The sequence below is a fragment of the Lysinibacillus xylanilyticus genome (assembly GCF_001183605.1).
Taxonomy (GTDB): Bacteria; Bacillota; Bacilli; order Bacillales_A; family Planococcaceae; genus Lysinibacillus; species Lysinibacillus xylanilyticus.
The window spans coordinates 83,329-109,619 of the sequence record NZ_LFXJ01000011.1 but is presented as its reverse complement, the minus strand read 5'-3'; the positions used below and the strand labels follow the sequence as shown (position 1 = coordinate 109,619).

General features: G+C 37.6%; 23 protein-coding genes, 1 pseudogene and 1 riboswitch. Of the genes and pseudogenes, 12 read left to right on the top strand and 12 right to left on the bottom strand.

Translation table 11 applies throughout. The features are described 5' to 3' along the window. Nucleotides 1-66: 66 nt before the first annotated feature. From ACZ11_RS22770 to rlmD, 3 genes are all read left to right on the top strand, one after another. Complete coding sequence (locus ACZ11_RS22770) at nt 67-966, top strand: TIGR01777 family oxidoreductase (RefSeq protein WP_049668852.1); 900 nt, start codon at nt 67-69, stop codon at nt 964-966. Nucleotides 967-1,088: 122 nt separating this feature from the next. Next, on the top strand, nt 1,089-1,907 hold the full coding sequence (locus ACZ11_RS22765; RefSeq protein WP_049668851.1) for a delta-lactam-biosynthetic de-N-acetylase: 819 nt from the start codon (nt 1,089-1,091) through the stop codon (nt 1,905-1,907). Between the two features lie 44 nt (nt 1,908-1,951). Next, on the top strand, nt 1,952-3,331 hold the full coding sequence (gene rlmD, locus ACZ11_RS22760; RefSeq protein WP_049668875.1) for a 23S rRNA (uracil(1939)-C(5))-methyltransferase RlmD: 1,380 nt from the start codon (nt 1,952-1,954) through the stop codon (nt 3,329-3,331). A 368-nt stretch (nt 3,332-3,699) separates the two neighbouring features. On the opposite strand, the gene ACZ11_RS22750 is transcribed toward rlmD, so the two are convergent. Further along, complete coding sequence (locus ACZ11_RS22750; protein WP_049668849.1) at nt 3,700-4,878, bottom strand: MFS transporter; 1,179 nt, start codon at nt 4,876-4,878, stop codon at nt 3,700-3,702. Between the two features lie 370 nt (nt 4,879-5,248). On the opposite strand from ACZ11_RS22750, the gene ACZ11_RS22745 reads away from it, so the two are divergent. Then, nucleotides 5,249-5,434: an SE1561 family protein gene (locus tag ACZ11_RS22745; RefSeq protein ID WP_049668848.1), complete on the top strand. Its 186-nt coding sequence runs from the start codon at nt 5,249-5,251 to the stop codon at nt 5,432-5,434. A 211-nt stretch (nt 5,435-5,645) separates the two neighbouring features. Here ACZ11_RS22745 and ACZ11_RS22740 read toward each other — a convergent pair whose 3' ends face one another. Then, a complete protein-coding gene (locus ACZ11_RS22740) occupies nt 5,646-6,437 on the bottom strand; it encodes a YwqG family protein (RefSeq protein ID WP_049668847.1) in 792 nt (263 codons plus the stop codon). Between the two features lie 499 nt (nt 6,438-6,936). Between ACZ11_RS22740 and ACZ11_RS22735 the strand changes: the two genes are divergently transcribed. Together ACZ11_RS22735 and ACZ11_RS22730 are read left to right on the top strand one after the other, a co-directional pair. After that, a complete protein-coding gene (locus ACZ11_RS22735) occupies nt 6,937-8,475 on the top strand; it encodes a fumarate hydratase (protein WP_049668846.1) in 1,539 nt (512 codons plus the stop codon). 462 nt (nt 8,476-8,937) lie between these two features. Then, entirely contained in the window at nt 8,938-10,842 is a 1,905-nt protein-coding gene (locus ACZ11_RS22730; protein WP_049668845.1) for a heavy metal translocating P-type ATPase, read from the top strand. Nucleotides 10,843-10,897: 55 nt separating this feature from the next. Here ACZ11_RS22730 and ACZ11_RS22725 read toward each other — a convergent pair whose 3' ends face one another. Further along, nucleotides 10,898-11,836, bottom strand: a complete 939-nt coding sequence (locus ACZ11_RS22725; RefSeq protein ID WP_049668844.1) for a YihY/virulence factor BrkB family protein — start codon at nt 11,834-11,836, stop codon at nt 10,898-10,900. A gap of 23 nt (nt 11,837-11,859) precedes the next feature. Beyond that, nucleotides 11,860-12,186, bottom strand: a complete 327-nt coding sequence (locus ACZ11_RS22720; RefSeq protein WP_049668843.1) for a hypothetical protein — start codon at nt 12,184-12,186, stop codon at nt 11,860-11,862. A 274-nt stretch (nt 12,187-12,460) separates the two neighbouring features. Here ACZ11_RS22720 and ACZ11_RS22715 point away from each other — a divergent pair, with 274 nt between their 5' ends. Then, a complete protein-coding gene (locus ACZ11_RS22715) occupies nt 12,461-12,682 on the top strand; it encodes a DUF1128 domain-containing protein (RefSeq protein WP_049668842.1) in 222 nt (73 codons plus the stop codon). A 64-nt stretch (nt 12,683-12,746) separates the two neighbouring features. On the opposite strand, the gene motB is transcribed toward ACZ11_RS22715, so the two are convergent. Continuing rightward, a complete protein-coding gene (motB, locus tag ACZ11_RS22710) occupies nt 12,747-13,517 on the bottom strand; it encodes a flagellar motor protein MotB (protein ID WP_049668841.1) in 771 nt (256 codons plus the stop codon). Beyond that, complete coding sequence (gene motA, locus ACZ11_RS22705) at nt 13,501-14,304, bottom strand: flagellar motor stator protein MotA (protein WP_049668840.1); 804 nt, start codon at nt 14,302-14,304, stop codon at nt 13,501-13,503. The genes motB and motA overlap by 17 nt, the downstream gene beginning before the upstream one ends. A 468-nt stretch (nt 14,305-14,772) precedes the next feature. Here motA and ACZ11_RS27595 point away from each other — a divergent pair. The 3 genes and pseudogenes from ACZ11_RS27595 to ACZ11_RS22700 all read left to right on the top strand — a co-directional run. Continuing rightward, nucleotides 14,773-14,886: pseudogene (locus ACZ11_RS27595) on the top strand (aminopeptidase); the annotation flags it as partial. 312 nt (nt 14,887-15,198) lie between these two features. Further along, complete coding sequence (locus ACZ11_RS27315) at nt 15,199-15,333, top strand: hypothetical protein (RefSeq protein WP_268637179.1); 135 nt, start codon at nt 15,199-15,201, stop codon at nt 15,331-15,333. A 203-nt stretch (nt 15,334-15,536) separates the two neighbouring features. Beyond that, entirely contained in the window at nt 15,537-16,100 is a 564-nt protein-coding gene (locus ACZ11_RS22700; RefSeq protein WP_049668839.1) for a beta-class carbonic anhydrase, read from the top strand. Between the two features lie 47 nt (nt 16,101-16,147). Here the strand turns inward: ACZ11_RS22700 and ACZ11_RS22695 are convergent, their stop codons facing one another. Both ACZ11_RS22695 and ACZ11_RS22690 read right to left on the bottom strand, forming a co-directional pair. Continuing rightward, a complete protein-coding gene (locus ACZ11_RS22695; protein WP_049668838.1) occupies nt 16,148-16,735 on the bottom strand; it encodes a GNAT family N-acetyltransferase in 588 nt (195 codons plus the stop codon). 728 nt (nt 16,736-17,463) lie between these two features. Then, nucleotides 17,464-18,294: a polyphosphate kinase 2 family protein gene (locus tag ACZ11_RS22690; protein WP_049668837.1), complete on the bottom strand. Its 831-nt coding sequence runs from the start codon at nt 18,292-18,294 to the stop codon at nt 17,464-17,466. Between the two features lie 202 nt (nt 18,295-18,496). Between ACZ11_RS22690 and ACZ11_RS22685 the strand changes: the two genes are divergently transcribed. After that, complete coding sequence (locus ACZ11_RS22685) at nt 18,497-19,210, top strand: hypothetical protein (RefSeq protein WP_049668836.1); 714 nt, start codon at nt 18,497-18,499, stop codon at nt 19,208-19,210. A 25-nt stretch (nt 19,211-19,235) separates the two neighbouring features. Here the strand turns inward: ACZ11_RS22685 and map are convergent, their stop codons facing one another. Beyond that, the gene (gene map, locus ACZ11_RS22680; RefSeq protein WP_049668835.1) at nt 19,236-19,991 is read right to left on the bottom strand and encodes a type I methionyl aminopeptidase; all 756 of its coding nucleotides are present in this window, start codon (nt 19,989-19,991) and stop codon (nt 19,236-19,238) included. Between the two features lie 528 nt (nt 19,992-20,519). Further along, on the bottom strand, nt 20,520-21,080 hold the full coding sequence (gene thiT, locus ACZ11_RS22675) for an energy-coupled thiamine transporter ThiT (protein ID WP_049668834.1): 561 nt from the start codon (nt 21,078-21,080) through the stop codon (nt 20,520-20,522). A 128-nt stretch (nt 21,081-21,208) separates the two neighbouring features. Further along, nucleotides 21,209-21,316, bottom strand: a riboswitch (TPP riboswitch). Between the two features lie 124 nt (nt 21,317-21,440). Here thiT and ACZ11_RS22670 point away from each other — a divergent pair. Further along, nucleotides 21,441-21,776 carry a DUF4870 domain-containing protein gene (locus tag ACZ11_RS22670; protein WP_049668833.1) on the top strand — a complete coding sequence of 112 codons (336 nt, stop codon included), beginning with the start codon at nt 21,441-21,443 and terminating at the stop codon, nt 21,774-21,776. Between the two features lie 209 nt (nt 21,777-21,985). Here the strand turns inward: ACZ11_RS22670 and ACZ11_RS22665 are convergent, their stop codons facing one another. Together ACZ11_RS22665 and ACZ11_RS22660 are read right to left on the bottom strand one after the other, a co-directional pair. Continuing rightward, complete coding sequence (locus ACZ11_RS22665; protein WP_049668832.1) at nt 21,986-25,066, bottom strand: SbcC/MukB-like Walker B domain-containing protein; 3,081 nt, start codon at nt 25,064-25,066, stop codon at nt 21,986-21,988. After that, nucleotides 25,063-26,220 carry an exonuclease SbcCD subunit D gene (locus tag ACZ11_RS22660; RefSeq protein WP_049668831.1) on the bottom strand — a complete coding sequence of 386 codons (1,158 nt, stop codon included), beginning with the start codon at nt 26,218-26,220 and terminating at the stop codon, nt 25,063-25,065. The genes ACZ11_RS22665 and ACZ11_RS22660 overlap by 4 nt, the downstream gene beginning before the upstream one ends. Nucleotides 26,221-26,291 lie beyond the last annotated feature (71 nt).

The window sequence follows — 26,291 nt, the reverse complement described above, 5'->3', positions numbered from 1 at the left end:
AACATTTGTAAATGATTAGGTGATAAACTTGCTCATATAGAATCGTTTTAAAAAGGAGGGACTCTTATGAAAATCGTTATTGCAGGTGGTACTGGTTTTGTTGGGAAAGCTCTAACAAAGCTTTTGCAAGATAAGGGACATGAAATCATCATTTTAACACGGAACAAAACAAGACGAGAAAATGATATTCAATATGTACAATGGCTTCAGCAAGGAGCAAGACCTGAACAGTTGTTAAATGAAGTCGATGCAATTGTTAATTTAGCAGGAATTTCTTTAAATAATGGACGTTGGACGAAAAAACAGAAGAAAGCCATTTATACAAGTCGCATGGATGCAACACTTGAGATAGTACGTATTATGGAGCACCTTAGCTCGAAGCCAAAAGTGCTTGTCAATGCGAGTGCAGTGGGGGTTTATCCTACTTCTACATCGTCTATCTATACCGAAAGTTCCACAGACTATGCAACTGATTTTTTAGGTTCGACAGTTTATGATTGGGAACGCCATGCAGTACGTGCTGAAAAATTAGGGGTTCGAGTTGCTCTTGCTCGTTTTGGTGTTATTTTAGGCCGTGAAAATGGAGCTCTTCCCTCCATGTTACTACCATATAAATTGCATATTGGGGGCACAATAGGTTCAGGTGAACAATGGCTTTCATGGGTCCATATAGAGGACGTTGCTAGAGCTATATATTTCGCAATGACGAACGATGATATGAAAGGCCCTTTTAATGTCACTGCTCCTAACGCGACACGTATGAAGAATTTCGGAAAAACAATTGCAAATATAATGGAAAGACGTCACTGGATGCCTGTACCAAGCTTTGTAATGCGTTTAGCGCTAGGTGAACAAAGCATGCTTGTATTAGAAGGTCAGCATGTACTACCTACTGTTTTAGAAAAACATCATTTTACATTTAAATTCCCTCATTTAAAAGAAACACTTCAAAATTTATTGGTTTAACTTCTTTCAGCAACAAGCACAAAGCTGATCCCGGATGCAATTATGCCGAGGCATAATTGATATCGAATAGGATAATTTTTTAAAAAATACGCATTCTAATGAAAAAGAAAGGATGCGTTTTTATGTGGAAACAGCATATAGTAGGAGCGGTCATTGCTACTTTTATTATTGCCGCGGCGATTAGCTTTAATCCATATTCGGCTTCTGGCTCTGAAGAATACAACTGGGGCCTTAAACGAGCGAAAAATGGTGAACAAGCGGAGGCTGGGGCACAGCTTGATCAAGTAATTGAGAAATATGGTGCAATTTATAAAGGCAAGCCAGATAAAAAAGTTGCTTATTTAACCTTTGATAACGGATATGAAAATGGGTTTACAGAAAGTATTTTGGATACTTTGAAGAAGGAAAATGCACCAGCTACCTTCTTTTTAACTGGTCATTATGTAGAAAGTGCCCCTGATTTAGTAAAACGTATGGTTAAAGATGGACATATAATTGGCAATCATTCATACGGGCACCCTAATATGGCGAGACTAACACCCGATGGTATACGTACAGAATGGAAAAAACTTGACGATAAACTGCGTGAATTGACAGGTATTGAACGTACAACATATGCTCGTCCACCTGAAGGTACATTTAATGCGAAATTATTAGAGGTAGGAAATGCTGCAGGCTATCGTCATATTTTTTGGTCCGTTGCCTTTAAGGATTGGGAAAGGGATGTACGTCGTGGTGCAGATTATGCCTATAATGCTTTAATGGAACAGCTTCACCCTGGTGCTGTTATTTTAATGCATACAGTTGCACAAGATAATGCAGAAGCTCTTCCAAGGTTTATTGCTGAAGCGAAAAAACAAGGCTATACATTTTTATCCCTTGACGATTTAGTTTTAGAATATGAAGATTTCCCTCTCGCTTTGCAATCGTCTACTCCTTAGTTATAATGGGGAGATGATATTAAAAGAACAGGGACGTGGAACGCTTGACGCAGCAAACAACAATGGAAGTAGGACAAAAATTTCCTCTAATAATAAAAAGACTTGGTATTAACGGTGAAGGAGTAGGCTTTTATAAGCGTAATGTTGTATTCGTAAAGGGCGCTATTCCTGGTGAAGAAATTACAGCACAAGTGACTAAAACACAGCGAAACTTTGCCGAAGCAGAAATATTAGCTATTCGCAAAGCTTCAAAACATCGTCAGGAAGCACCCTGCCCAGTTTACAATGAATGTGGCGGCTGTCAGCTTCAACATATGACATATGAAAAGCAGCTAATCGAAAAGCGCGATATCGTAATTCAGGCATTAGAACGTTATGCTAAGCCTTTAACTAATACAGTTGAAGTTCGCAAAACTCTAGGGATGGATAATCCATGGAATTATCGTAACAAAAGTCAATATCAAGTACGTAAAGAAGGCAAGCGTGTCTATGCAGGACTATTTGCAGAAGGTAGCAACAAGTTACTGAACATCAATGACTGCCTTGTTCAACATCCGATTACATCAAAAATTACAGTGGCAACACGTAAAATTTTGCAAAAACTGAATATTACTATTTACGATGGTCGTACGCTTGATGGATTATTGCGTACGATTGTTGTACGTACAGGAATTCGTACTGGTGAAACGCAAGTCGTGCTCGTAACAACACGTAAAGAAATTCCACATCTAGCTGAGCTCATTGCACGTATCAAAAAAATCGACCCAAGTATCGTATCGATTGCCCAAAATATTAACCGTGAGAAAACATCGTTAATCTTTGGTGATGAAACGATTGTCCTCGATGGTAAGGAAACGATTCATGAGGAGCTTGGTGAATTAGCCTTTGATTTATCTGCTCGTGCCTTTTTCCAACTGAATCCAACACAAACCGTTCATCTCTACGATGAAATCAAAAAAGCAGCAGCATTAACAGGCAAAGAAACAGTTGTTGACGCTTACTGCGGTGTTGGGACAATCGGTTTATGGCTAGCTGACAAAGCAAAAGAAGTTCGCGGAATGGATGTTATTCCAGAAAGCATTCAGGATGCTCGTAAAAACGCCCGAAACCATGGCTTTAAGCATACAAAATATGCGGTCGGCACAGCAGAAAGTGTCCTAGCAAAATGGCGCAAGGAAGGATTTACACCAGATGTTATTACAGTTGATCCACCACGCACAGGTCTAGCACCAGAATTCATTCGCACTGTATTGAAGCTAAAACCGAAGCGCTTTGTCTATACATCGTGTAATCCATCAACTTTGGCGAAGGATTTAAACGAATTAACGAAGTTTTATGATGTTGAATATATTCAGCCGGTGGATATGTTTGCACAAACAGCTCAGGTGGAGTGCGTGGCGAAGCTTGTGTTGAAGAATAAATAGTGATGAAAAAGGACGTCTCCTAATATTTGAGACGTCCTTTGCAATTTTGGTGCCATTATACCGCAGTTTAAAAAACTTAACTAGTTGCCAGGAAATTAAAAGTCCAAATATTACCTCGCAAATATTATTTGATTTTTTGTTTGCTTGTCTGTATAATATCATTCTAGGTGCCAAACCTATGTGACTTGGATGGAACATCCTTGTCACGCAAAAGACGCCATAACAGCACGGATTTGCTGGGCGTTTTTTGTTTTATGAGCGGGAGATGAGCCCCGCTCTTTTTATTTTCTCTAAAAAAGTCTCCGGGCTGATTAATTCTTCTGATTCCCCGAGCGTCTTCAAGGATAATTTCCAAAAGACAATGCCCCTTACACCGACACTGGTCGCTTATTTTTATTTCGTCCAAATACTAGCAAAATAATTGCTATGGCTAGCAAAAGTATCGCCAATAATAAAAGGAAGCTATAATTTACATATTCTAAATAAATGCCTCCTAAAAATGGCCCTGTTAAACTACCAATGCTAAGGGCAATACCGCAAAGCAGATTTCCTGTCGGCATTAGTTCCTTCGGTGTTAAGTCAGCCATATAAGTAATACCTAATGAAAACATTGAACCGACTAATGTACCTGTAAAGAAGAATGCTACGGCTACTGCCATTTGTGAATGCTCTACAAAGCTTGCAATTCCAAAAATAATAGCCCCTCCAAATGAGCCTATCATCAAGACATTGCGTCTTCCGACTTTATCCCCTATTGCTCCAAGCGGCACTTGCGTTAAAATCCCGCCAAATGTAAAGACTGATAAAATAATAGGAATCATATTCACGTCGAAACCTTTTCGCAAAGCATAAACTGGGAACAAAGCGTTTAAAGAAGATTCTAAAAACCCATAAACAAATGGCCCTAAAAATGCAATCCATCCAAATACAATAGCAATTTTATAACGATGCCAGCCTCGTGCCTTTAAGTCTCCCGTTAATCGCTCTGGTTTTTCATTTTGTAAAAAGAATACAAAAACCCATGCAAACAAACACATAATCGAGGACACAATAAACGGTAATGCTTCTGAAACTTGTATAAGTTTTACCATCAGAGGACCGATCGCAAAGCCTGTACTAAAGGACAAGCCGTAAATGGCCATACCTTTTCCTAAGCTTTTATGGTCTGAGGTGCTTGTAATCCACGTCTGTGTTGCAAAATGTAACGCATGATCCCCTACCCCGATGAGTAAGCGGAGGATAAACCAAAAGGTCACACTTTTCCATAAAGGAAATACAAGCAGTGAAGCAAAGACAAGTGCACCTCCTATTAAAATAATAGGTTTGTAACCCCATTTTCGTAATGGCTGCTCGATAAACGGTGAGATTAATAAAGTTCCTATGTATAGACCCGTTGCGTTCAATCCATTCAACGCAGAGGAAACTCCATCACGTTCAAAAATAATTGAAATTAGCGGTAAAAGCATCCCTTGTGAAAAACCAGAAATAGATACAATTAACACTAGAATGGCAAATCTTTTTTTGCTGTAATCTGAGAAGTATGTCATCTTTCCCTCCAACATCAAGTCAATCTTCCAAATAACAGCATATCAAAAAGCCTTAGCGCTCACCACATGTGATTTTACGCTAAGGCCTAACTAACACTTATCTCCATTTAATTGTATAAACACGAATTTCGGCTTTTATATTGGCCGAGTACTTGTTTAAACTCCCTCCTTTTCGAGTTAGAGTTTTTTTGAACTTTTTAAATCAGCTCCTTTACCTTTTCTTAATATTAATTTAACACAGCCTCTCAATATTGTAAATATTCTGTCTATTGATTTTCACAAAATAATCGCTAAGTCCTAGGTGTTTACCTAAACATTGAAATTTAGTCCCGAATCAGCTAAGATGAAGGGGACGAAATGAGGTGTATGCATGTCAAATCCTATCACTGATAAAAAACAGCAAATGAATTACTTAAAAGAGCGTCTTGAAATGTTTTTAGAAGTTTTAGATGCAATTGATCCTGAAACAACTGAATTAGAGGATATCGATCGTTTAATTCAAATGATGGATGACTTAGAGGACAAAATGGAGCAATTTAATGCTCGTGAACAATAATTACTAATCAATTTCGCCTTGGTGTAATTGCGTCCAGAGTTTGAACGTGACATCCGCCGGAGGCTTTATCTTCATTCATCTCACCATCTTCAAAGGTAGAAGTCTTTTGTAACTGACGCTTCGCTTTCGCACAGAAAAGATTTGTTGCTGAATGAAGATAAAAGCAAGTGGAGGCTCTATATCCACTTGCTTTCTTTCTGTTCCATTTTGGTTAATAGCAATCCCAATTATATAGAACTTTACTAAAATCCTTACGTTTCAGCTCATCTTCAGTGATGAAAAAATTGCCGACCCCAACATCGCCCCATAAAATATGTTCGCCTATACTATCAATTTGAAGCAACAAGATTGTAGAATCTGTATAGTCGCCATACACTCTTGGATCTTCTTGTGTAAAGAATGGATATCCCCCGATTTTATGACCTGTACTATTTAATGTTTCATAAAATGAATCTACTAAATTATCATTGTCTTCTATATTAGCAAAGATCTTCGCATATAGTTTTTCACTTCTAAAATCACTTGCTGATAATGGTTCATAGCCTGCTCCAAAGGACAATGCCATTTCTTTTTCCACCGGAAAGTATAATTCTTCTTCATTCGCTTCAACAAATGAGAAGTCTCGTACTAACTGTGACTCATCACTGACAATATGCTCGTGGAAAATAACGCGGAAGCCCTCCTGATTTTGACCATTATCAAAGTCCATCCCTAATACATCATCATAGCCATCAATATAATACTGTAAAATTCCCTCTTCAGGGAAATTCGGTAAATGCTTAGGTATATCTGCAAAATTTATTTGTGCTAGTAATTTTAATGGTTGCCCTTCAGGATTTTTCGGATATTCCATTGACAGCGGAAAATATGGATCACCCGCAAACTTACTTTCAAATAAAGATGTTTTTCGTTCTTCCGTTTCAATAAATACAGTAGGCTGTATCGTTTCCTCTATTAGAGTCCTATATTGTTCAAATGCTTCAGGTAAATTAAGTAACTTCATATTTATTACCTCCTAAAGTAAATTTTAAATTCATTATAGAACAAATGTTCCCTTCTGACAATCTCTATGGTGATTCGATCGGCTTTGCTTCAAAAGTGATTCACTTTGCTCCAAAAGTGATCGGCTTCGCTCTAAATGTGATCAGCTTCACTCTAAAAGTGATCGGCTTCGCTCTAAATGTGAGCAGCTTTGCTCTAAATGTGATCAGCTTCGCTTCAAAAGTGATCGGCTTTTTTCTAAAATCGATCAGTTTCTCAGGAAATGCCTTCGTTTCCTACTATACTCTTCTTAAAATATTGTTTATTCCCCTGCTTCAATATCTTAATAATAGCTTAACGATAAATAAAACTTGATTAACATAATTTCACATTTATATTACCTCTTTTTGAGAATAGACCTTTAATTCCGACCACAATGAGTTGAACTCTTTTTTTCATTAGTTGAAAAGAGTATAATGTATCGTGGAAATAATCAAATTTTCTATGGGGGGCAATACCAAATGAATATCCAAACTTTGGAGAAAAGTCTTTACAATTTAATTACAGAAACATCTACTAATCTACCAAAAGACGTACGACGTGCAATTAAGAAAGCTAAAGAAGCTGAGAATGCTGGTACTCGTGCTGCAATGAGCTTAGACACAATCTCAAATAATATTATTATGGCAGAAGATAATGTATCACCTATCTGTCAAGATACTGGTCTACCAACATTCAAAATCTATACTCCTGTTGGTGTAAACCAATTAGAAATTAAAGAAGCTATTAAAAAAGCTATTAACGATACTACTGCAGATGCAAAATTACGTCCAAATGCGGTTGATTCATTAACAGGCGCAAACAGCGGTAATAACCTTGGTGACGGTCTTCCTGTTATGAAATTCGAACAATGGGAAAAAGACTATATTACAATTAAATTAATCCTTAAAGGTGGCGGCTGTGAAAACAAAAACATTCAATACAGCCTACCATGTGAACTTGAAAGTCTTGGCCGCGCTGGTCGTGATTTAGATGGTATCCGTAAATGTATTATTCACTCAGTATACCAAGCACAAGGACAAGGCTGTTCAGCTGGCTTCATCGGTGTAGGTATCGGTGGAGATCGCTCTTCTGGTTACGACTTAGCAAAAGAACAGTTATTCCGTCATGTGGAAGATACAAATCCAAATCCTGATCTTGCTAAATTAGAAGAGTATGTAGTGAAAACTGCAAACACATTCGGTATCGGTACAATGGGCTTCGGTGGTGAAGCAACATTACTTGGCTGTAAAATTGGTGTTATGCACCGTATCCCTGCATCATTCTACGTATCAGTAGCTTATAACTGCTGGGCATACCGTCGTATGGCTGTGGACATCAATCCTGAAACTGGTGAAATCATTAACTGGCATTACCAAGAAGGCGAAAAAATTACATTTAAAGAAGATGAAGTTGCAGCAACAACAGAAGATACTACTGCAGATGTAGTAGAACTTACTGCACCAATTACTGAAGAACAAATTCGCGCTCTAAAAGTTGGTGACGTTGTATCAATTACTGGTCGCATGTACACTGGCCGTGACGCAATTCACCATCACTTAATGAGCCACGATGCTCCTGTTGATCTTAATGGACAAGTTATTTATCACTGTGGCCCTGTAATGGCAAAAGACGAAGAAGGCAACTGGACAGTAAAGGCTGCTGGTCCAACTACTTCTATTCGTGAGGAGCCATATCAAGGTGACATCATGAAAAAATTCGGTATCCGCGCTGTAATTGGTAAAGGCGGTATGGGACCAAAAACACTTGCTGCATTAGAAGAGCACGGTGGTGTGTACTTAAATGCAATCGGTGGTGCTGCACAGTACTACGCAGACTGCATTAAAGGTGTTGAAGGTGTTGACCTAATGGAATTCGGTATTCCAGAAGCAATGTGGCACTTAAACGTTGAGAAGTTCACAGCTGTTGTAACAATGGACTCTCACGGTAACTCACTACACGCAGATGTAGACAAATCATCCCTAGAAAAACTTGCACTACACGCTGAACGTGTATTCTAATAGGAAAATTATCTTTTTATAATTAGATTAGTAGTGAAAATTTAACAATTTATGGTTCATCACCAATTTTGGGTATGACATTTATGTATGTCAGTTGATTAAAAGTGAGGCTGGACGCCCCCAGTAAAGCGCCCAGCCGGAACGGAAATTTACCTTACTTTATCGTGATGAGCCTGCACAAATTTAAAAAGCACAGAATATTCCTAGGAATAGCTGTGCTTTTCTTATGTTCAAAATTAATTCAAAAACCCCATAATTGCCTCTATCTCGATCCTGGACTACTTTTATCCCCTTTCTTTAAAAATTACTTCAAATTTCTTACTTTCTTTTTCCAAAAACCTTTGTTATAATAATTCTAAATTAGAGATGAGCTAATCGAAAACGTTTTTCAATTCCAAATTGTTTATATACACTGATTTACAAGGTTTTTGATATTGATTTTCATTATCAGGAGGGATAAGTATGGAGTATTCTAATCGAGAAAATTCATATATAATTGAGAAAATAAAGGAACATGCTGAATTAATCGCTGCCCTTATAGCAGGTTTGTTTATTTTACTTGCCTGGCGTTTAGACACTAGCGGACAAACAACAGCTCCTATTCTTTTATATATTGTTGCTTTTTGCGTTGGTGGATTCGCTAAAGCAAAAGAAGGTATTGAAGAAACCATTGAAAATAAAGAGCTTAATGTTGAACTATTGATGGTATTAGCTGCAATTGGTTCCGCAGCAATCGGTTATTGGACGGAGGGTGCCATTTTAATTTTCATTTTTGCAGTAAGTGGTGCTCTTGAGACATACGCAATGAATAAAAGTCATCGTGAAATTTCGGCACTCATGAATTTGCAACCCGAAGAGGCTTGGCTTGTTCGCGGTAACTTTGAACCAATGAAAGTCGCTGTCTCCACATTACAAATTGGAGATCACCTGCTCATAAAACCTGGTGAACGTGTACCAGCAGACGGTGTAATCTTTAAAGGACAGTCTTCTATCGATGAATCCGCACTAAGTGGTGAACCACTCCCAGTGGCAAAACGTGAAGGCGATGAGGTATTTGCAGGTACAGTGAACTTAAATGGCGCCATTACAATGGAAATGACAAAACCGAATTCTGAAACACTATTTCAAAAAATTATCCAACTTGTACAAAGCGCACAGAGTGAAAAATCTCCTTCTCAACAGTTTATAGAAAAATTCGAAGGTACTTATGTGAAAATTGCGCTACTTACGGTTGCACTTATGATGTTTCTACCTCACTTTGTACTCGGTTGGGACTGGACAACAACTTTCTATCGAGCAATGGTACTCCTAGTAGTTGCTTCTCCATGTGCACTTGTTGCATCCATAATGCCTGCAACACTTGCAGCAATTTCAAATGGGGCAAAACACGGTGTCCTATTCAAAGGCGGCTTACATTTAGAGCATCTAGGTGCATTACGAGCACTAGCAGTAGATAAAACAGGTACTTTAACACAGGGTAAACCAACCGTTACTGATTTTATTGTTCGAGAAGGATTAGACCGCGAAAATACACTGGCAGTCCTTGCAGGTATTGAAGCACAATCGAACCATCCACTTGCTCAAGCAATTACTTCATTCGCAAGAAAAGAAGGTATCACACAGTTTGCTCAAGCCACTATAGAAGATATCCCAGGTTGGGGTATGAAAGGTTACGTCAATGAAGTCGAATATCTTGTTGGTAAACCAGACTTTGTTGGTCTAGATGAGGCAAACGATTTTGCAAATGGTGCAGCAGAAAACCTTGCCTCAGAAGGAAAAAGCGTTATTTTCATTCGTGACAAAGATGGTATCGTCGCATTGGCAGCCTTAAAGGATACCGTCCGCAGCGAAGCAAAAAAGGCAGTATCATTACTAAAAGAGCTAGGTATTAATGTTGTCATGCTAACAGGCGACAACGAGAAGACCGCGAAGGTAATTGCCAAGGAAGCAGGCGTGACAGAATATGTTGCTGAATGTCTACCCGAAACAAAAGTGACTGAGATGAAACGACTTCTTTCTCAGCATAAATTTGTAGGGATGGTCGGTGACGGGATTAATGATGCACCCGCATTAGCAACCGCAACTACCGGAATTGCTATGGGAGAAGGAACAGATGTTGCTTTGGAAACAGCAGATGTCGTTTTAATGAAAAATGACTTATCAAAAATCGCCTATGCAGTACGTTTATCACGTAAAATGCAACGTATCGTTAAACAAAACATCTTCTTCTCAATCGGTGTTATCGTTTTATTAATTGCCTCAAACTTTTTACAAGTCGTCGATTTACCTCTAGGCGTAATCGGACATGAAGGAAGCACCATTCTAGTTATTTTAAACGGCTTACGAATGCTTAACAAAAACGTCTAAAACAAACAGCCTCGTATCACATAACGTGATAACGAGGCTGTTCTTTTCAATATTCCTAACTTTTCGTTAGTGTCTTCTGCTTCATAAGTTCTTTTTGCAATACTTTTTTCTGCATCGTTGCGTTTAAAATACCGCCAAAAATTAATATAATCCCTGTGAAATATAGCCAAAGCATTAAAATAATCACGCCACCAATACTGCCATATGTAGAGGAATAATTCGCGAAATTATTAATATAGAAAGAGAAAGCATACGTTACTGCCAGCCAGACAAGAGTTGAAAACAATGCCCCTGGCCAAACTCCCATTAATTTCAAACGAGGATTTGTATTTGGAACAAATCTATATATCCCCATTAAAACAATAAAAATAAGTAGAGGTGGTATCGACCAGCGCATTCTATACCAGATTATTTCAAATTGCTCCTCAATGCCAACAATCGAAAATAAGAAATGCCCTACCTGTTGCCCAAAAATCGGTAAAAGTAGAGCAACAACAATAACAACTACAAATGCCAAGGTGAAAACAAGGGATAACCCTCGATCTAAAATACTGCCTCTAGTTTCTGTATCATAGGCCTTATTCAAGGCTCTAATCAATGCATTAATTCCTTTGGAAGCAGACCAAATTGTCCCAAGTATCCCGACGGATAATAAACTACTATTTCGGTTTGTTAAAATTTCATCTAATGTATCTTCAATAAGCCTATATACCTCGTCCGGCATAATATTCACTAGAAATGAATACACTTGCGTCGACTTTAAATTCAAATACGGTAGTAATGTAACTAGAAAAATTAATAGTGGGAAAAAAGACAGTAAAAAGAAATAAGCCAATTGCGCTGCAAGAGCTGATATGTCCACTCGCCGGAAGCGTAGTATTAAATCTTGCATAAAGCCTCTTGATGTCATCACATCTACAGTGTCTTCGTCTGGCGAGACAAATGATTTCACCACACCGACAGCTGTATGTATCGATGCTTTTTTCTTTTCCATACAAATTCCCTCCTGTACGACAACTATTCTTTATCAGGCAAAGAAAAGGCAGATTTCGTATCTTTAATCATGCCTTCGATTGTGGAAGGTAATTCTTTAAATTCATCAACTTTATCAATGATTGAATTGACATTTTCTGAAACATTTTCACATAGCACTTTAGCCGCCAATACTTTTTCTTCAACCAGTACTTGTAATTCCTCCCGATTGGCTGAATAATAAGATATTGCTTCTTTCATATTTTTCGTTGAAGCTATTGTTTTCTCACGTGTCACACGGTCAAACATACTTAATGCAGCACCAACTGTGGCACCAACTACGATAGATGCTAATAATTTACTTCGTCCCATATTAAATACCCCCTGCTTGGTAATTGTATATTCCTTTAAGATAATTAAGATTCATCTCCAAAAGTTAGGAATGATTTTGTTAAAACGTATGCCATAAATAAGTCGGAACGGAAATCAACCACACGTTATGGTGATGAACCATAATTAAACTACTTCTGCCCTTATTCTACCCAATAACAGTTTATTTTTAAAGCAATGACGAAATACAGTGTTGACATTTTTTTTATTCAATGAAATGATATTTTCGAGGATTACGAAAGGTAGGTTTAAAATAATGGATTTATCAGTACCGTCAAAAGAAAACGTTATTTATATGATTGATCAAATGAAAGACAAGCTTCGCATGGTTAATGTTGATGCGATGAAATCGGAAAATTTTGATGAAGCTAATTACGAAGATCTAGTCTATTTATACGAAATGATCATGAAGCGCGATACTTTTAGCCCAAGCGAGATGCAAGCTATCGTTGCTGAATTAGGAGCTTTACGTAAATAAAAAGGATTTTGTAAAAAAAGCTATTAGCAATTGGGCACCAAAGCCGTTTGCTAATAGCTTTTTTCTATTTTGTATTTTTTACAGAAGAACCATCCTCAGTTACAAGTGGTTGTATTAACACTTCTACACGACGGTTTTTCGCACGACCCTCAGGCGTGTCATTCGGAGCAATAGCTCGATTTTCACCATAACCTTTAGCGCTAAAGTTCTCAGACTTTAATTTAGAATTACTATTCAGTAGAACCAAATAGAAATTTGAAGCACGCATTAATGATAACTCCAGGTTTGACGAAAAATTCGGTCCTACTGGAACATTATCTGTATGTCCTGTTATAACAATATTTCGGGCTGGATCGGATACTAATACACCAGCGAGCTCTTTAGCAATTGGAATATATTCTGGTTTAATCACTGCTTTCCCTGGATCAAACAGAATACTATCACGAATTGTAACAAGTAACCCCTCATCAGTCATCGCTGTTGCGAATTGACCTTCCATCTCATGAACAGCGATGAAATTATCAACACTATCTTTAATTTGAGCTAACTCCTGCTGATCCTTCAAGTAAGCCGAATTTTGCTGCGTTTGCGGTGTTTGGTCACTTTCTGCATTCGGACTTTGTATCGGTGAAGGCTGCTCTAAAAAGCTTGTACCACCATCAAATACTTGACTGAACACCGCGGACATTCTCTCTAGCTTTTCTTGGTCTACTGAACTGGATGCAAATAATATGATAAATACAGCTAATAGCAGTGTTAAAATATCTGCATACGGAACTAACCAAGACTCATCGATATGTTCATCATGCTTTTTTTTCTTAGCTTTCTTTGCCAAGGCCGCCCGCCCCGCTTTCATCAGAAATTTGACGACGTTCTTCCATTGTTAAGTAAGAAGATAATTTTTGTTCAATAACACGTGGAGCCTCCCCTTCTAAGACAGAAAGGATGCCTTCAATCATCATTCTTTTTTGCTTAACTTCGATAGCTGATTTACGTTTTAATTTATTCGCAAACGGATGCCATAGAACATAACCAGTAAAAATACCTAATAATGTAGCCATGAAAGCAGCTGAAATAGCATGTCCTAGCTTTTCTATGTCATTCATATCTGCTAATGCAGCGATTAATCCTACTACCGCACCAAGTACCCCTAAAGTTGGGGCATATGTACCAGCTTGTGTAAAAATTGCAGAACCACTAGCATGACGTTCTTCCATCGCTTCAACTTCTTCCGTTAGGACATCACGAATATAGTCTGCATTCTGACCATCAATTGCTAAAGTAAGTCCATTTTTTAAAAACGGGTCTTCAATCTCTGAAGCCTTACTTTCAAGCGCTAATAGCCCTTCACGGCGAGCTAAATCAGCCCATTGTGAAAACATCTTAATAATCTCAATATCATCTGCTAATTTTGTTTCTTTAAAAAGAATTTTAAATAGCTTTGGTACACGCTTTAACTCCTTCATTGGGAAGGCAATTGTTACTGCGGAAATTGTACCGAAGATGATAATTAGAATGGCAGCTGGGTTATAAAACGCACTTAAACTTACACCCTTTAGAACCATTCCTGTTAATAGCGCTACTAGCGCAACAATTAACCCTACAATCGACGATATATCCATTCTAGAACCTCCAAATCTCCTATTAAGTATTATTTCGTCCTTTTTTCCATAATTTTAATATAGTATAAATTTATTTCACATTTTTTTCGATGTAATAAATACTTTTTATGCACTTTTCGACCATATTTGATTATATTGAATTAAGAATAATACACTAAATTGTCTTCATTTGAAAAAACTTAAGAATTTGTTATTATTTTTCGACACAAAATTACTAAAATTTACTGGACTAGTCATAGAATTAGGATTAATTATCCAAAAAGATCCACGCATTCATATAAGCAATTCGACCAATAAATAAAACCAGTTCAGATAATTACTAAAATACCATATAAAAACGGTAAAAACATTCACTATAATAAGTTAAATTACATTTAAAAACGGGGAAATTGTTGATGTTGAGAATAAGCAAGAAGAACAAGAAATTTTAAGGTCACTTATTTTAAAAGAGGAAGTACGCATTATCTTGGTAAAATAGCATTAGTACCACACCAATCATCTATTTCACAATCTTATTTATTATTCTTCAATATATTATTTGATGAAAATGTCTCTAAACATTTTCGAGGGGATTGCCTATAACGTTTTGTTTTTTGAGGAGGAAGGAGATGTTCATTGAAGAGCTATTAAAGAATGGACTAAGTCAAAACTCTGTACATTACTTTATGATTACTCCTAGGCAAATGAATATAGCAAATACTACTACAAATAGGTAAAAAGATTCGATTCCCCGTTTTGTTAACTGGGGATTTCAAGTAATTTATCCCTACTAATATTAGTCTAGACTAGGTATGTTATGGATGTCATAAATTCTCCTTAGATTTTCCTAGTAACCTATTGTATAATTACTTTAGATAATATTGTAGATCATTTTAGTAGAGAGGAGCTTTTATTATGTTCATTACGACTGTACTAGGTTTTTCAGCCGTTTTACTAATTTCTTTGGCATTCTTCATCCACTACCTACAAGTTGGTTTAGATTCTAAGTCTTCAGTAACTGTAGATCCAAAACCACACGAAAAATTTTAATTTCATTGAAAACAGCTACATTAAGTAGCTGTTTTTTTATTTATCTTCCGGCGGATGTCGCGGATTTTTTATTATTTTGATTCGCTAAATAAATTACTAAACTTCTTTTTTTTTCTAAAAAATTGCGTGAATATTGTCATTATTATTTGCATATTTATAGTTTTGCTCTAAAATAATTCCTGTAAGGAAGGGAGCAATTTTTCATGACAATGTTACAAGATATTCTTAATTTTAATGAAGATTTCGTTCAAGAAAAAAAATATGAGCCTTTTATTACAACAAAGTATCCTGATAAGCGCATCGTTGTGTTATCTTGTATGGATACTCGACTTGTAGAGCTATTACCTAAAGCTATGAATTTGCGTAATGGCGACGTTAAGATCGTTAAAAGTGCTGGGGCATTAGTTAGTCACCCTTTTGGTGCAATTATGCGTAGTTTACTTGTAGCTGTTTATGAACTACAAGCAGATGAGGTGTATGTTGTTGGACATTACGACTGCGGTATGAGTGCAGTTGATCCAGAAGCAATGTTAAAGAAAATGGTTGCTAGAGGGATTACCCCTGAAACTATCGACACGATAGAATATTCAGGTTTTGATTTAAAAGAGTTTTTACGTGGCTTTGGTGACGTATCAACGAGTGTAAAGAAAAGCGTCGATACAATTCGTAATCACCCGTTAATGGTTAAAGACGTGCCTGTTCATGGATTAGTGATTGATCCAAATACAGGTCGCCTTGATTTAATCATAGACGGTAGCAAACAATAGTAAAAAAAGCGTCTATCCTTCAAACACCGAAAGATAGACGCTTCTTTTTATTGACCCTCTAAACGTGCATACATATAGTGATCCACCCAATTACCATTAATGTACAGCAGCTTTCTCAAAAGACCCTCACGCTGAAATCCAGCCTTTTCTAAGACTCGGATAGACGGATTATTCTGTGTTGAAACATAAGCCTCTACTCGATGTAAGCCTACTTGCTCGAACGCAAATTGCACGACCATATTAACTGCTTCTGTGACAATCCCTTTTCCAATATAAATTTCATCCATCGCATAGCCAACAAACGCACTGGAATACGGTAAACGTTTTACTGAATAAAGAGCAATATGTCCTATTAGATTATTTGTATCCGGCTCAAAAATACCAAATGTAAATTCCCTCTTCGAATCCATTAAGTATAAGCTTTCTTGAATTTTTTTATATTGAGCATTAATTGTATAATATTCCGGTCGTTGTAACGGTTCATATGTAGACCAAAAGTATTTATTGCGAATTACGAGATCGGTTAAACTTTGTGCATCTTTTTCATAAAATGTGCGAATGTAGCATTTTCCTCCTTGAATTGATACCACATTTTCACCCTTTTTCCTCAATAATCTCCAAATTTTAAGCACCATTTTCCCACACTAACCTTCCGATAATTGTCAATACGTTTTTAATGCCTGAGTTCATTTTATCAATGGATGAAACCACCACTAATGGCTAACGGTTAGTAAATGTCTCTCCCAGTTTTAAATGGAGATTTCAGTCGACATAGTTGACGATTAACTGACCGTAAAAGCCCGATTGGTTCAACTAACAATCAGTGGGAGAATAACCCACTGATTGAAGTTTTACTTTATCCCGCTTTAACGGTCAGTAAATGTCTCTCCCAGTTTTAAACGGAGATTTCAGTCGACATAGTTGACGATTAACTGACCGTAATAGCCCGATTGGTTCAACTAACAATCAGTGGGAGAATAACCCACTGATTGAAGTTTTACTTTATCCCGCTTTAACGGTCAGTAAATGTCTCTCCCAGTTTTAAACGGAGATTTCAGTCGACATAGTTGACGATTAACTGACCGTAATAGCCCGATTGGTTCAACTAACAATCAGTGGGAGAATAACCCACTGATTGAAGTTTTACTTTATCCCGCTTTAACGGTCAGTAAATGTCTCTCCCAGTTTTAAACGGAGATTTCAGTCGACATAGTTGACGATTAACTGACCGTAATAGCCCGATTGGTTCAACTAACAATCAGTGGGAAAATAACCCACTGATTGAAGTTTTACTTTATTGTATGTAAAAAAAGATGCTGCTACAACTAAAACATCTCGTCTTGTTGTTACAGCATCCATAACATTATTTCATTTTTTGTTTTTGTTTTTTAGGCTTTTCCTCTAGCAATTCAAGGCTAGACGATTCAGCATCTTCTAGATGCTCTGTGTCTAATATATTAGTTAAATGTAGGCCACGTTTTTTTGCCTCACGTTCAATATGTGCTAGTGTTTCTTGCAGCACCTGTACACGAGCATATTTTTTATCGTCTCCTGGTATTAGAACCCATGGAGCACTTTTCTTATCGGTCTTCTCAAACATTTCATTGGCAGCTTCTATATACTGAGGTGTTTTTTCACGGTTTCGCCAGTCTTCATCTGTTAGCTTCCAAGACTTATATGGATCCTCTTCACGTTCATTAAAACGGTTAAGCTGCTCCTCATCAGATACTTGAAGCCAAAACTTAATGACAATATAATCTCCTGCTGTTAAATTCTTTTCAAAATTATTAATTTCTTCGTATGCACGAGACCACTCTTCATTCTTTGCAAATCCTTCAATACGCTCAACTAATACACGACCATACCATGAGCGATCAAAAATAGCGATTTGCCCATGCTGTGGCAGCTTTCGCCAAAAACGTTGTAAATAATTGTAGCGTAGTTCATGAGGCTGAGGTGCTGAAATTGGGTGTACGACATAGCCACGTGGATCAGCACGTTCAATTAGACGCTTAATAGCGCCACCCTTACCTGCAGCATCCATACCTTCAAATACTAGAATTAGCCCAATCTTATTGTTTAATAAAAACTGTTGAGCATTTAACATTTCATATTGGAGTACTTTTAACTTCTTTTTATACAACTTCTTATCCAGTTTAACTGATAAATCTAGATCGTTTAAATTTTGAGTCATTAAAACTTCACTCCTTACTTTGAATATTCTCATTGTACTAAAGAAATATATGAATGCCTATTCAAATGGTAAATTGTAGATATTTTTAACGAAACAACGCGATACATTGTAGGGAATTTCCGTTATAATGAAAATATAATATTACAGTCCTATACTTATTTGTCTTTTCCCTATACAATTTAACACGAAGGGAGAGGAAAACATGCCTCGATTTTTTTTGATGACAATAACTTTTATTGTCTCACTCATCCTAACCTTTTCATCCTATTTCATGAAAATAAACGATCATTCTTTTTTAGAGATCTTAAATCGTTTTCCAGTAATATTTGCACCGTTTAATGTTAGTTATATGATTTGGATTGTGGTTTACATGTTACTTGGTTATTGGTTAGTCATGAATCTAATTAAGACATCTATCAAACAGACTGTTCTCTTTAGTAGTATATGTATCATGCAGGCGATAGCAATTGTTATTTGGCATCACGAACTATTTATCATGTCAATTATCAGTACGTTTGTTTTAGTACTGTATTTATTTAAGTTGTACAAAACGTACCCTCTTAGCAATAATTCACTCACAGGTCGTATGCCCTTCTCGGTTTATTTAGCATGGATTACATTTAGCCTGATGACAAATGTAAGCTTTACGCTAACATCTTATCAATGGAATGGTCTAGGCCTTAGTGATCCACTTTGGGCAGTTATTTTACTGACAATGGGAGCAATATTAGCGCTACATATTAGATTCCATTATTTCGATATTATCTACCCAAGTGTATTTATCTGGTCCTATATTGGGGTCGCATTACATAATGGTTTTGATGAGCTACTTGTATCAACTGCAGCCTTATTTTTATGTGGAGTGCTACTTGTCGGTATATTATTTATTAAAAAAAATCCTGCCAACCAAAAATAAATTGGTTAGCAGGATTTTTAACTTTTTATTGTTCATCTAGTGAAGTTAAAATAATTGGTTGGTCTTTAGTGACGATAATTGAATGCTCGATTTGAGCGACTAATGATTTGTCAGGCGTAACGAATGTCCAGCCATCACCAGACTCTACAATATGCTCCGCTTTCGCTGAGATAAATGGCTCGACTGCAAGCACCATGCCCTCTTTCATAATTGTCGAATCCCATGCATCATAGTAGTTTAAAATATGATTTGGCTCATCGTGTAAAGAACGACCTAAACCATGTCCTGTTAGGTTCATAATCACTGTTAAATCATTCGCATATGCTTCACGCTCAACAGCTTTACCGATTTGGTTTAATTTTGATCCAGCTTTTACTTTTGTCATCGCACGGTCGAAAGCACTTTTAGCTACGCGACATAGCTTTTCTTTATCCTCGTAGCCTTCACCAACTACAAATGAAATGCCCGTATCAGCAAAGTAGCCATTTAGTGACCCCGATACGTCTATATTTACGATATCGCCCTCTTCAATCACACGTGTACCCGGAATACCATGTGCAACTTCCTCATTTACACTAATACATGTGTATCCTGGGAAATCATATTCCCCTTTAGGTCCAGAAATAGCTCCTGCTTCAGCAAACATACGGCCTGCAATTTCATCTAGTTCAAGTGTTGTTACACCTGGTTTTGTAGCAGTTTTCATTGCCTCACGAATTTCAGCACAAATACGGCCGATTTTTTTAAAAGCTTCAATCTCTTCTTGCGTTTTTACAATCATTTTTAACGTCCCTTTCATCTAATGTCTACTATTTAATATAACATAACTTTCTATGCATAAAACGCCAAACGCTTTAAATATTATATGCCACCTTAAATTGTAAAGTGCTGAAAAATAAGCTATTCACCATAGCGTGAGGTTGATTTCCGTTCCGACTGGGCGCTTTGTCGCTGACGCTTCGCTTTCGCACAGAAAACATTCGCTTCGCTGCAGGGTCTCAGGCCAACAGATGTTTTTTGCGCGAAAGCGTAGTGCTAACGCAGCGTCAGCAAAGTGGTTTTGTCTGTGCGAAAGCGTAGTGCAACGTAGCGACAGCAACAGCACGATGTTGGTCACGAAGGCGTTATCACAGGATGTGATGGTTTTAGCCTTCGTTCCTCTTTTCGCTGATCCCCAAGGAGTCGCCCAGCCTCCATTCCAATCAACTTATATACTACTTTTCAACAACTGTCATCCCTAAAGATGGACGTTTTGGTTTCAATTTAATAATAATAATAAAACCCTCCACTCATGTGAAGGGCGTAATAGTTATGATTTTCGTTTCATTAATTGAGGTGCTGCCGTAAATAGCAGAACACCAACAATTGCTGTTAAAATCGTTGCTGGTAGCATATATGTTCCATTATAGATGATTGAATAAATCCACGCATTTTGATCGCCAGCATACTCTGAGAAAAATACAGCGCCCGCAATGGTATGAGCTGCATAACGTAAAAAGCCAGCTAATACCGTTCCTAAAATAATATAAAGCGCCATTTTCATTTTGTTTAAATCTTTGGCTGCCTCGAGCACTGGTCGGCGAACGACGGCCGCCAAGCCTACTACTGTAAAGGCAACACCATAATCAAGTAATCCTTGAAGCCAATGTATAATATAGGCGCCAAACATTGTTTGCATAACACCAATAAGTAATCCCGTTGTCAGACCTGGAATAAGGCCCCAGCGGAATGCTATTAAAATTATTGGTACCATCACTAGACTAACAGAGCCACCTTGTGCCCATACTTTAAAGGAAACCTGATCTAGCACAAGGCCAATCGCTGCGAATATCGCAATCTCCACAAGCATTAAAAGTCTTTTATTGTCCATAAATATTCTCTCCTTTGTTCCGATGTAGGATACAAGAGCAGGAATAGAAATCAGCTGGCAAATATGTCCTTATCTGGCATCAATAAAGATAAAAACGATGCCAGGACAGAGCCTCACATCGTAAAAGTGTCGGTTTCTATCCACATCCCTACGCAAGTGTTAACTTACAGGTTCGAAGAGTCAAGGCATTACGTGCCCAGTCTCAGCTGACATCATCAGCTCCCCTTGTGGTCGTTACATCTTAATTTATTTGAACAACCTCATTGTACGCAAACATTGTCATGATTACAACCTCTTCCAAATTTTTTTTTGAAACTTTATCATTTTTCATGCGTAAATATTAAAAAAGGAGGTACTACTATGGAGAACCAAAAAATTTTATCTGCCTTTAGTTATCTCAGTATTTTATTCGCACCCTTTATTGTGCCATTAGTCGTTTACTTTGTTACAAAAGATAGCGACGTAAAGAGTCACTCTATCCGAGCACTTATTTCACATTTAATTCCAGTCGCATTCGGAATAATATTATTTGTAGTCTTTATTTTCTCAACTTTATCATTCAACACCAATTTTGACCTAAATTCAGGTAGTAATAATTTTCTTATCATTTGGTTTGCTTCATTCGCAATTTATATTCTCATTTCATTAGGAGTCGTTATTTGGAATATTATTCAAGCTGTTCGCGTGATCCGATAAGTTTCATCTCACCCTCACCTTGAACAGGTAGTCTAAGGAGCTGTTATTTTGTGAAAGTATCTAAAGTTGTCAAAGTCGCCGTAAAATTAGCACCTATCGCTATCCCAATTGTAAAAAAAGTAATTGCTGCAAAGAAAGGAACCAACCCTAACGTAACTAAAAAATGACAAAGAGGCGTATTTCCACACAATGGAAACACGCCTCTTTTTTTATTTTACTTCAAAATATGTTTGACTATGACCGTTCATTGCTTTTTCGACATGCAACACAGCGGGCATTGTAGCTTTTAACTCTGCAACGTGTGAAATGACTCCAATCATACGTCCAGAATCTTGTAAATCAATAAGCGTATCAATCGCCTTATTTAACGCTTCTTCATCGAGAGAACCAAAGCCCTCATCAATAAACATCGTCTCAATGCGGATATTACCTTGATAGCTTTGAATGACATCTGCCATCCCAAGGGCAAGACTTAAAGACGCATTAAACTTTTCTCCCCCTGATAATGTTTTCACATCTCGTAATTGATCCGTATAGGCATCATACACATCTAGTCCAAGCCCACTTTGCTTGGCATGCTTTTCTAAGCGATCTGAACGCCGCAGTTCAAACTGACCATTGGATAGATGATAAAGCCGGACATTTGCTGCCTCTGTAATTTTATCTAAATAATTGATTTGAATATAACGCTCAAAGGACAGCTTTTTCTCATTCTGCCCATTTAGCATTGCATAAAGTTCCTTCACCCGTCCCGCCTCTTTTTCAAGTAAACGAATCTCCTGTTCGGTCCCCTCAACTTTTTCGATAAAGTCTGCACAAGCCTTCGCAAATCCTTCCATTTGTTGCAATACTTTAAAGGCTTCCTCATATGTGATACGAAGCATCTCTAACTTTTCTTCCATTGCCGTTAAATCTTGTTTCTCTTGCCCTTTAAGATGCTTCTCCCCCTCAGTAATTTGTACCTGTAATGAGTGGGTTTGTAGTGCATAATCATTGCAAGCCTTCCGTAAAGCTTCTATTTGCTGCATGCTCCGCTTCCCTGTAGCAAATTCCTCATAGCTTTCAAAGCCGGCTTCCGTCATACTTACTGAAAATTGTTCCCGCTTTTCATCCATTTTCAGCTTTAATTCCTCAAAAGTCTGTTTCGCAATTTCTACGGCCATTCTAGCATTATTCGCTGCTTCCTTGGCAGATTGCAGATTTTGTTGACTGAGATTCCATGCTGTTTGTAATGCAACTTTTTGTGAACCTATATCAGTAATCGCCTGCTTCAATGCTTGTAGCGTCGTAAGATTTTCTGGAATATGCTTTTGCTGCTCTTCCACAATTGCTTGTTGTTTAGTCAATTCCTTCGTCTTCTCAGCTAAATATTGCTCTAGTTTTATTTGCTTTTCTTGTAGCTGCTCCAATCGTGTACGATGATCCTTTTGTTGCATACGTACATCAGACAATTGATTGCTCACTACTTTTAAGATTGTTATTTGTTGCTCTACGTTTTGCAAGGAAGCTACAATTTGTGCTTGATTCGATTGATCAATCTCATTCGTCTCTAACTGTTCTAGCGCTTCTTGTAGAAGATGCGTTGTAGAATTCAAGAAAGCCTCTTTTTCTAAAAACTTGCGCTCATCAGCAGTAGCCTTTCCTCGTAAAGCTTCCACCTGTGCTAATTCGATCATCTCTAATTGCTCACGATGTGTTTCGAGATGCGTTGTACTACCACACACTGGGCAAGGCTCTCCATGCTTAAGTTGCTGTGCCAAAATACTTGCCTGACTCGCAATCCATTGCTGCTCCAGCTTTTGAAGTGCTTGCTTACTTTCTTGATAATGATCATTAGTAATGGCTACATCCTGCTCAGCAGTTGCAACTGCTCTCGTGTATTTTTCGACTTGCGCTAGTAATGATACGTGTTCTTTTAGCTTCGGTAGCTGTTCTAAATAACTTTCATATGGCTCAAGTTGTTTTTCATATTGTTCAATTGTTTTTGCTAATTGCTGGACTTGTATTTGTCCTGTTTCTACGATTTTACTATTATCGTCTACTGCTAGCTTTGCTGTTGCAACATATTGTTCAGTTATTTGCATTTGCTGCAGATTATTCTCATACGCCTCGAATGTCGGTAATAATGCTTGTAGCTGCAATTCCTGTTGTAGAACGTGTTGCCGTTCAGATTCTTTCGCCTCTTCAATGTTAAACTTTTCCTGTGCTATCTTTAACCGAGCTTCTGCGTTTTGCTGCTCCGTCATTGCTTGCTGGTAGGATTGTTCTTTACGATTTTGCTCAGCGCGTAAATCGATACATTGTTGCTCAAGTATGACAAGACGTTCTGCTTTCTCTGCTAATGCAATTTCACGTTCTTTGGCGCTATATATATCTTGTTCTTGTAGCAATGCTTGTAGGCGATTCTGACGATTAGTCTGCTCATCAAATTGCTCATTTAGTGTTTTTGCCATACTATAAAATTCTTGCTCTTTTTGATGATGCGCATAAGCCCCTTTATAGCGTTGCTGTTCCAATTGTATACATTCTGTATAATAGGTCTGCTCCTCTTCCAGAGCCTTCTTCAACTGATACATATTTTCAGTATTAGTAGTAATGCAAGTAAATAAAGTTGATGAACGCTGTGGTAAAGCCCCTGCAATTTGGCCAAGAAGATGCTCCTTTAATTGTTTAGCACGCAGTAAATCACTTTCCGCTTCTTTTCGTTTCGCATCAAGTCTTTTTGTCATCACACCAAAGCGATCTGTTTTAAAAATTTTGCGCAAAATAACTTCTTTATTCGTAGAATCTGAGGTTAACAGTTTGCGAAATTCACCTTGTGGTAGCATAACAATTTGACTAAACTGATCCTTGGTGAGGCCGATTATATCCTGTAGCTTTTTGTCTACCTCAAGCGTTTGCTGCTTTTCTACAATATTATAATCAAGGGTGTCTCCTTTAATTTCAGCCAGTTCAATTTTCTTGCCAGTAACACTTTTATTTTTTGCTTTAATATGACCTGGCTGACGTAAAATTTGATAGACCTTATCATGCATTTCAAAAACAAGTTCCACAGCAGTATAGACATCATCATCTGCAAACCCGCTTCGAAGCATAGCAGTATCCTGACGATCTTCACCGCTACCCGATCCGTAAAGTGCATAGCAAATAGCATCAAAAATGGTCGTTTTCCCAGCACCTGTTTTTCCAGAAATCGCAAATAGACGATGTTCACCAAGCTGTTGAAAATCAATAACCTCAGTATTTTTATATGGACCGAACGCAGTAATCGTTAACTTTAAAGGCTTCATTTTACTGTCTCCCGCTCCTCATCTAATAATTCTTGTAGCATCTCTGTGAATAGACGCTCTGTATCTTGATCAGGCTGTATGCCAATTATATCTGTAAAAAATGATCGGAATAAATCGATGTCTTCTATCTTCTCTGTCTCAACCACCTGAATTTCATGTGGTACTTCTTGACGTATTGCTTTACGCTCAACATGCATCGCATGAGGAAACACTGTACGAATACGTTCCATCGGCGAAGTTACTGGCGTAGTATCTGTTAAGCGTACAAATACATAATCGTCACTTGGTGGTAATTGCAATAAATCATCCATTAATCCCTCTACCACACGTAAATCTCGTCTAGCTATAAGCTTTCGTTTTGCGACAGTAACTTCTCCCTGCGCATCTAGCTCAATTATTAAAAAGCCCTTTTCATGTAAGTGCTCAGATAATGAATACTTCAATAGAGAGCCAGCATATCGAATCGTTTCATTCAACACAAAATGCGCTTTATGCAAATGTCCAAGTGCTGTGTAATTAAAAGGCTTAAACAATACTGCATTTACACAATCCGAGCCTCCTATTGATAAAGGTCGTTCAGAATCACTCGTATTCGCTTCCTCTTCTCCATACTTCGTCACAAAGGCATGTCCAACAAATACATTGCGCTTTGTCGTATCTAAACTATGCTCAATATGTTCGATAATTCTCCCCATCGCATCTTGATGAGATCTAATGGAATCATCCTCTAAAATAGTTCTTACTGAAGCCGGCTCTGCATAAGGAACGAGATGAAAATGTACTTCACCATACTCATCATGAAAAACTATCGGAGTATGATCTTTCGTAAATTGGCCTTTAATATGTAGACCACTATCACTCATTAAACTACTGCCAAAATTCAATCGGCCTGCACTATCATGATTCCCAGCAACCGCTAACACAGGGATTTTTTTATCAAGTACAATCTCCGCGAAAATATCATTTAGTAAATTCACTGCCTCAATCGGGGGCATCGAACGGTCATATAAATCACCTGCTATAACGATAACATCTGGTTTTTCCTCATCAATGGCTAGCATAAATTGCTGTAAAATATATTGTTGATCCTCCGTCATATAGACGCCTTGTACAAGCTTCCCTAAATGCCAATCTGCTGTATGAAATATTTTCATTCTTTGCGCCTCCTGTCTATTTCATTTTATCACGGCTGATGGATTGATTGTTTTTCCTTTTATTAGTTTAA

Excerpts from the sequence above, each read along its gene's own strand:
- ACZ11_RS22735 (WP_049668846.1), top strand. The coding sequence starts at position 6,937 with ATGAATATCCAAACTTTGGAGAAAAGTCTTTACAATTTAATTACAGAA.
- motA (WP_049668840.1), bottom strand. The coding sequence starts at position 14,304 with ATGGATATATCGTCGATTGTAGGGTTAATTGTTGCGCTAGTAGCGCTA.
- ACZ11_RS22690 (WP_049668837.1), bottom strand. The coding sequence starts at position 18,294 with ATGACTCAAAATTTAAACGATCTAGATTTATCAGTTAAACTGGATAAG.
- ACZ11_RS22700 (WP_049668839.1), top strand. The coding sequence starts at position 15,537 with ATGACAATGTTACAAGATATTCTTAATTTTAATGAAGATTTCGTTCAA.
- ACZ11_RS22750 (WP_049668849.1), bottom strand. The coding sequence starts at position 4,878 with ATGACATACTTCTCAGATTACAGCAAAAAAAGATTTGCCATTCTAGTG.
- ACZ11_RS22715 (WP_049668842.1), top strand. The coding sequence starts at position 12,461 with ATGGATTTATCAGTACCGTCAAAAGAAAACGTTATTTATATGATTGAT.
- ACZ11_RS22670 (WP_049668833.1), top strand. The coding sequence starts at position 21,441 with ATGGAGAACCAAAAAATTTTATCTGCCTTTAGTTATCTCAGTATTTTA.
- ACZ11_RS22770 (WP_049668852.1), top strand. The coding sequence starts at position 67 with ATGAAAATCGTTATTGCAGGTGGTACTGGTTTTGTTGGGAAAGCTCTA.
- ACZ11_RS22765 (WP_049668851.1), top strand. The coding sequence starts at position 1,089 with ATGTGGAAACAGCATATAGTAGGAGCGGTCATTGCTACTTTTATTATT.
- ACZ11_RS22665 (WP_049668832.1), bottom strand. The coding sequence starts at position 25,066 with ATGAAGCCTTTAAAGTTAACGATTACTGCGTTCGGTCCATATAAAAAT.
- ACZ11_RS22730 (WP_049668845.1), top strand. The coding sequence starts at position 8,938 with ATGGAGTATTCTAATCGAGAAAATTCATATATAATTGAGAAAATAAAG.
- ACZ11_RS22685 (WP_049668836.1), top strand. The coding sequence starts at position 18,497 with ATGCCTCGATTTTTTTTGATGACAATAACTTTTATTGTCTCACTCATC.
- ACZ11_RS22740 (WP_049668847.1), bottom strand. The coding sequence starts at position 6,437 with ATGAAGTTACTTAATTTACCTGAAGCATTTGAACAATATAGGACTCTA.
- ACZ11_RS22745 (WP_049668848.1), top strand. The coding sequence starts at position 5,249 with ATGTCAAATCCTATCACTGATAAAAAACAGCAAATGAATTACTTAAAA.
- map (WP_049668835.1), bottom strand. The coding sequence starts at position 19,991 with ATGATTGTAAAAACGCAAGAAGAGATTGAAGCTTTTAAAAAAATCGGC.
- ACZ11_RS22720 (WP_049668843.1), bottom strand. The coding sequence starts at position 12,186 with ATGGGACGAAGTAAATTATTAGCATCTATCGTAGTTGGTGCCACAGTT.
- ACZ11_RS27315 (WP_268637179.1), top strand. The coding sequence starts at position 15,199 with ATGTTCATTACGACTGTACTAGGTTTTTCAGCCGTTTTACTAATTTCT.
- ACZ11_RS22660 (WP_049668831.1), bottom strand. The coding sequence starts at position 26,220 with ATGAAAATATTTCATACAGCAGATTGGCATTTAGGGAAGCTTGTACAA.
- ACZ11_RS22725 (WP_049668844.1), bottom strand. The coding sequence starts at position 11,836 with ATGGAAAAGAAAAAAGCATCGATACATACAGCTGTCGGTGTGGTGAAA.
- ACZ11_RS22695 (WP_049668838.1), bottom strand. The coding sequence starts at position 16,735 with ATGGTGCTTAAAATTTGGAGATTATTGAGGAAAAAGGGTGAAAATGTG.
- thiT (WP_049668834.1), bottom strand. The coding sequence starts at position 21,080 with ATGGACAATAAAAGACTTTTAATGCTTGTGGAGATTGCGATATTCGCA.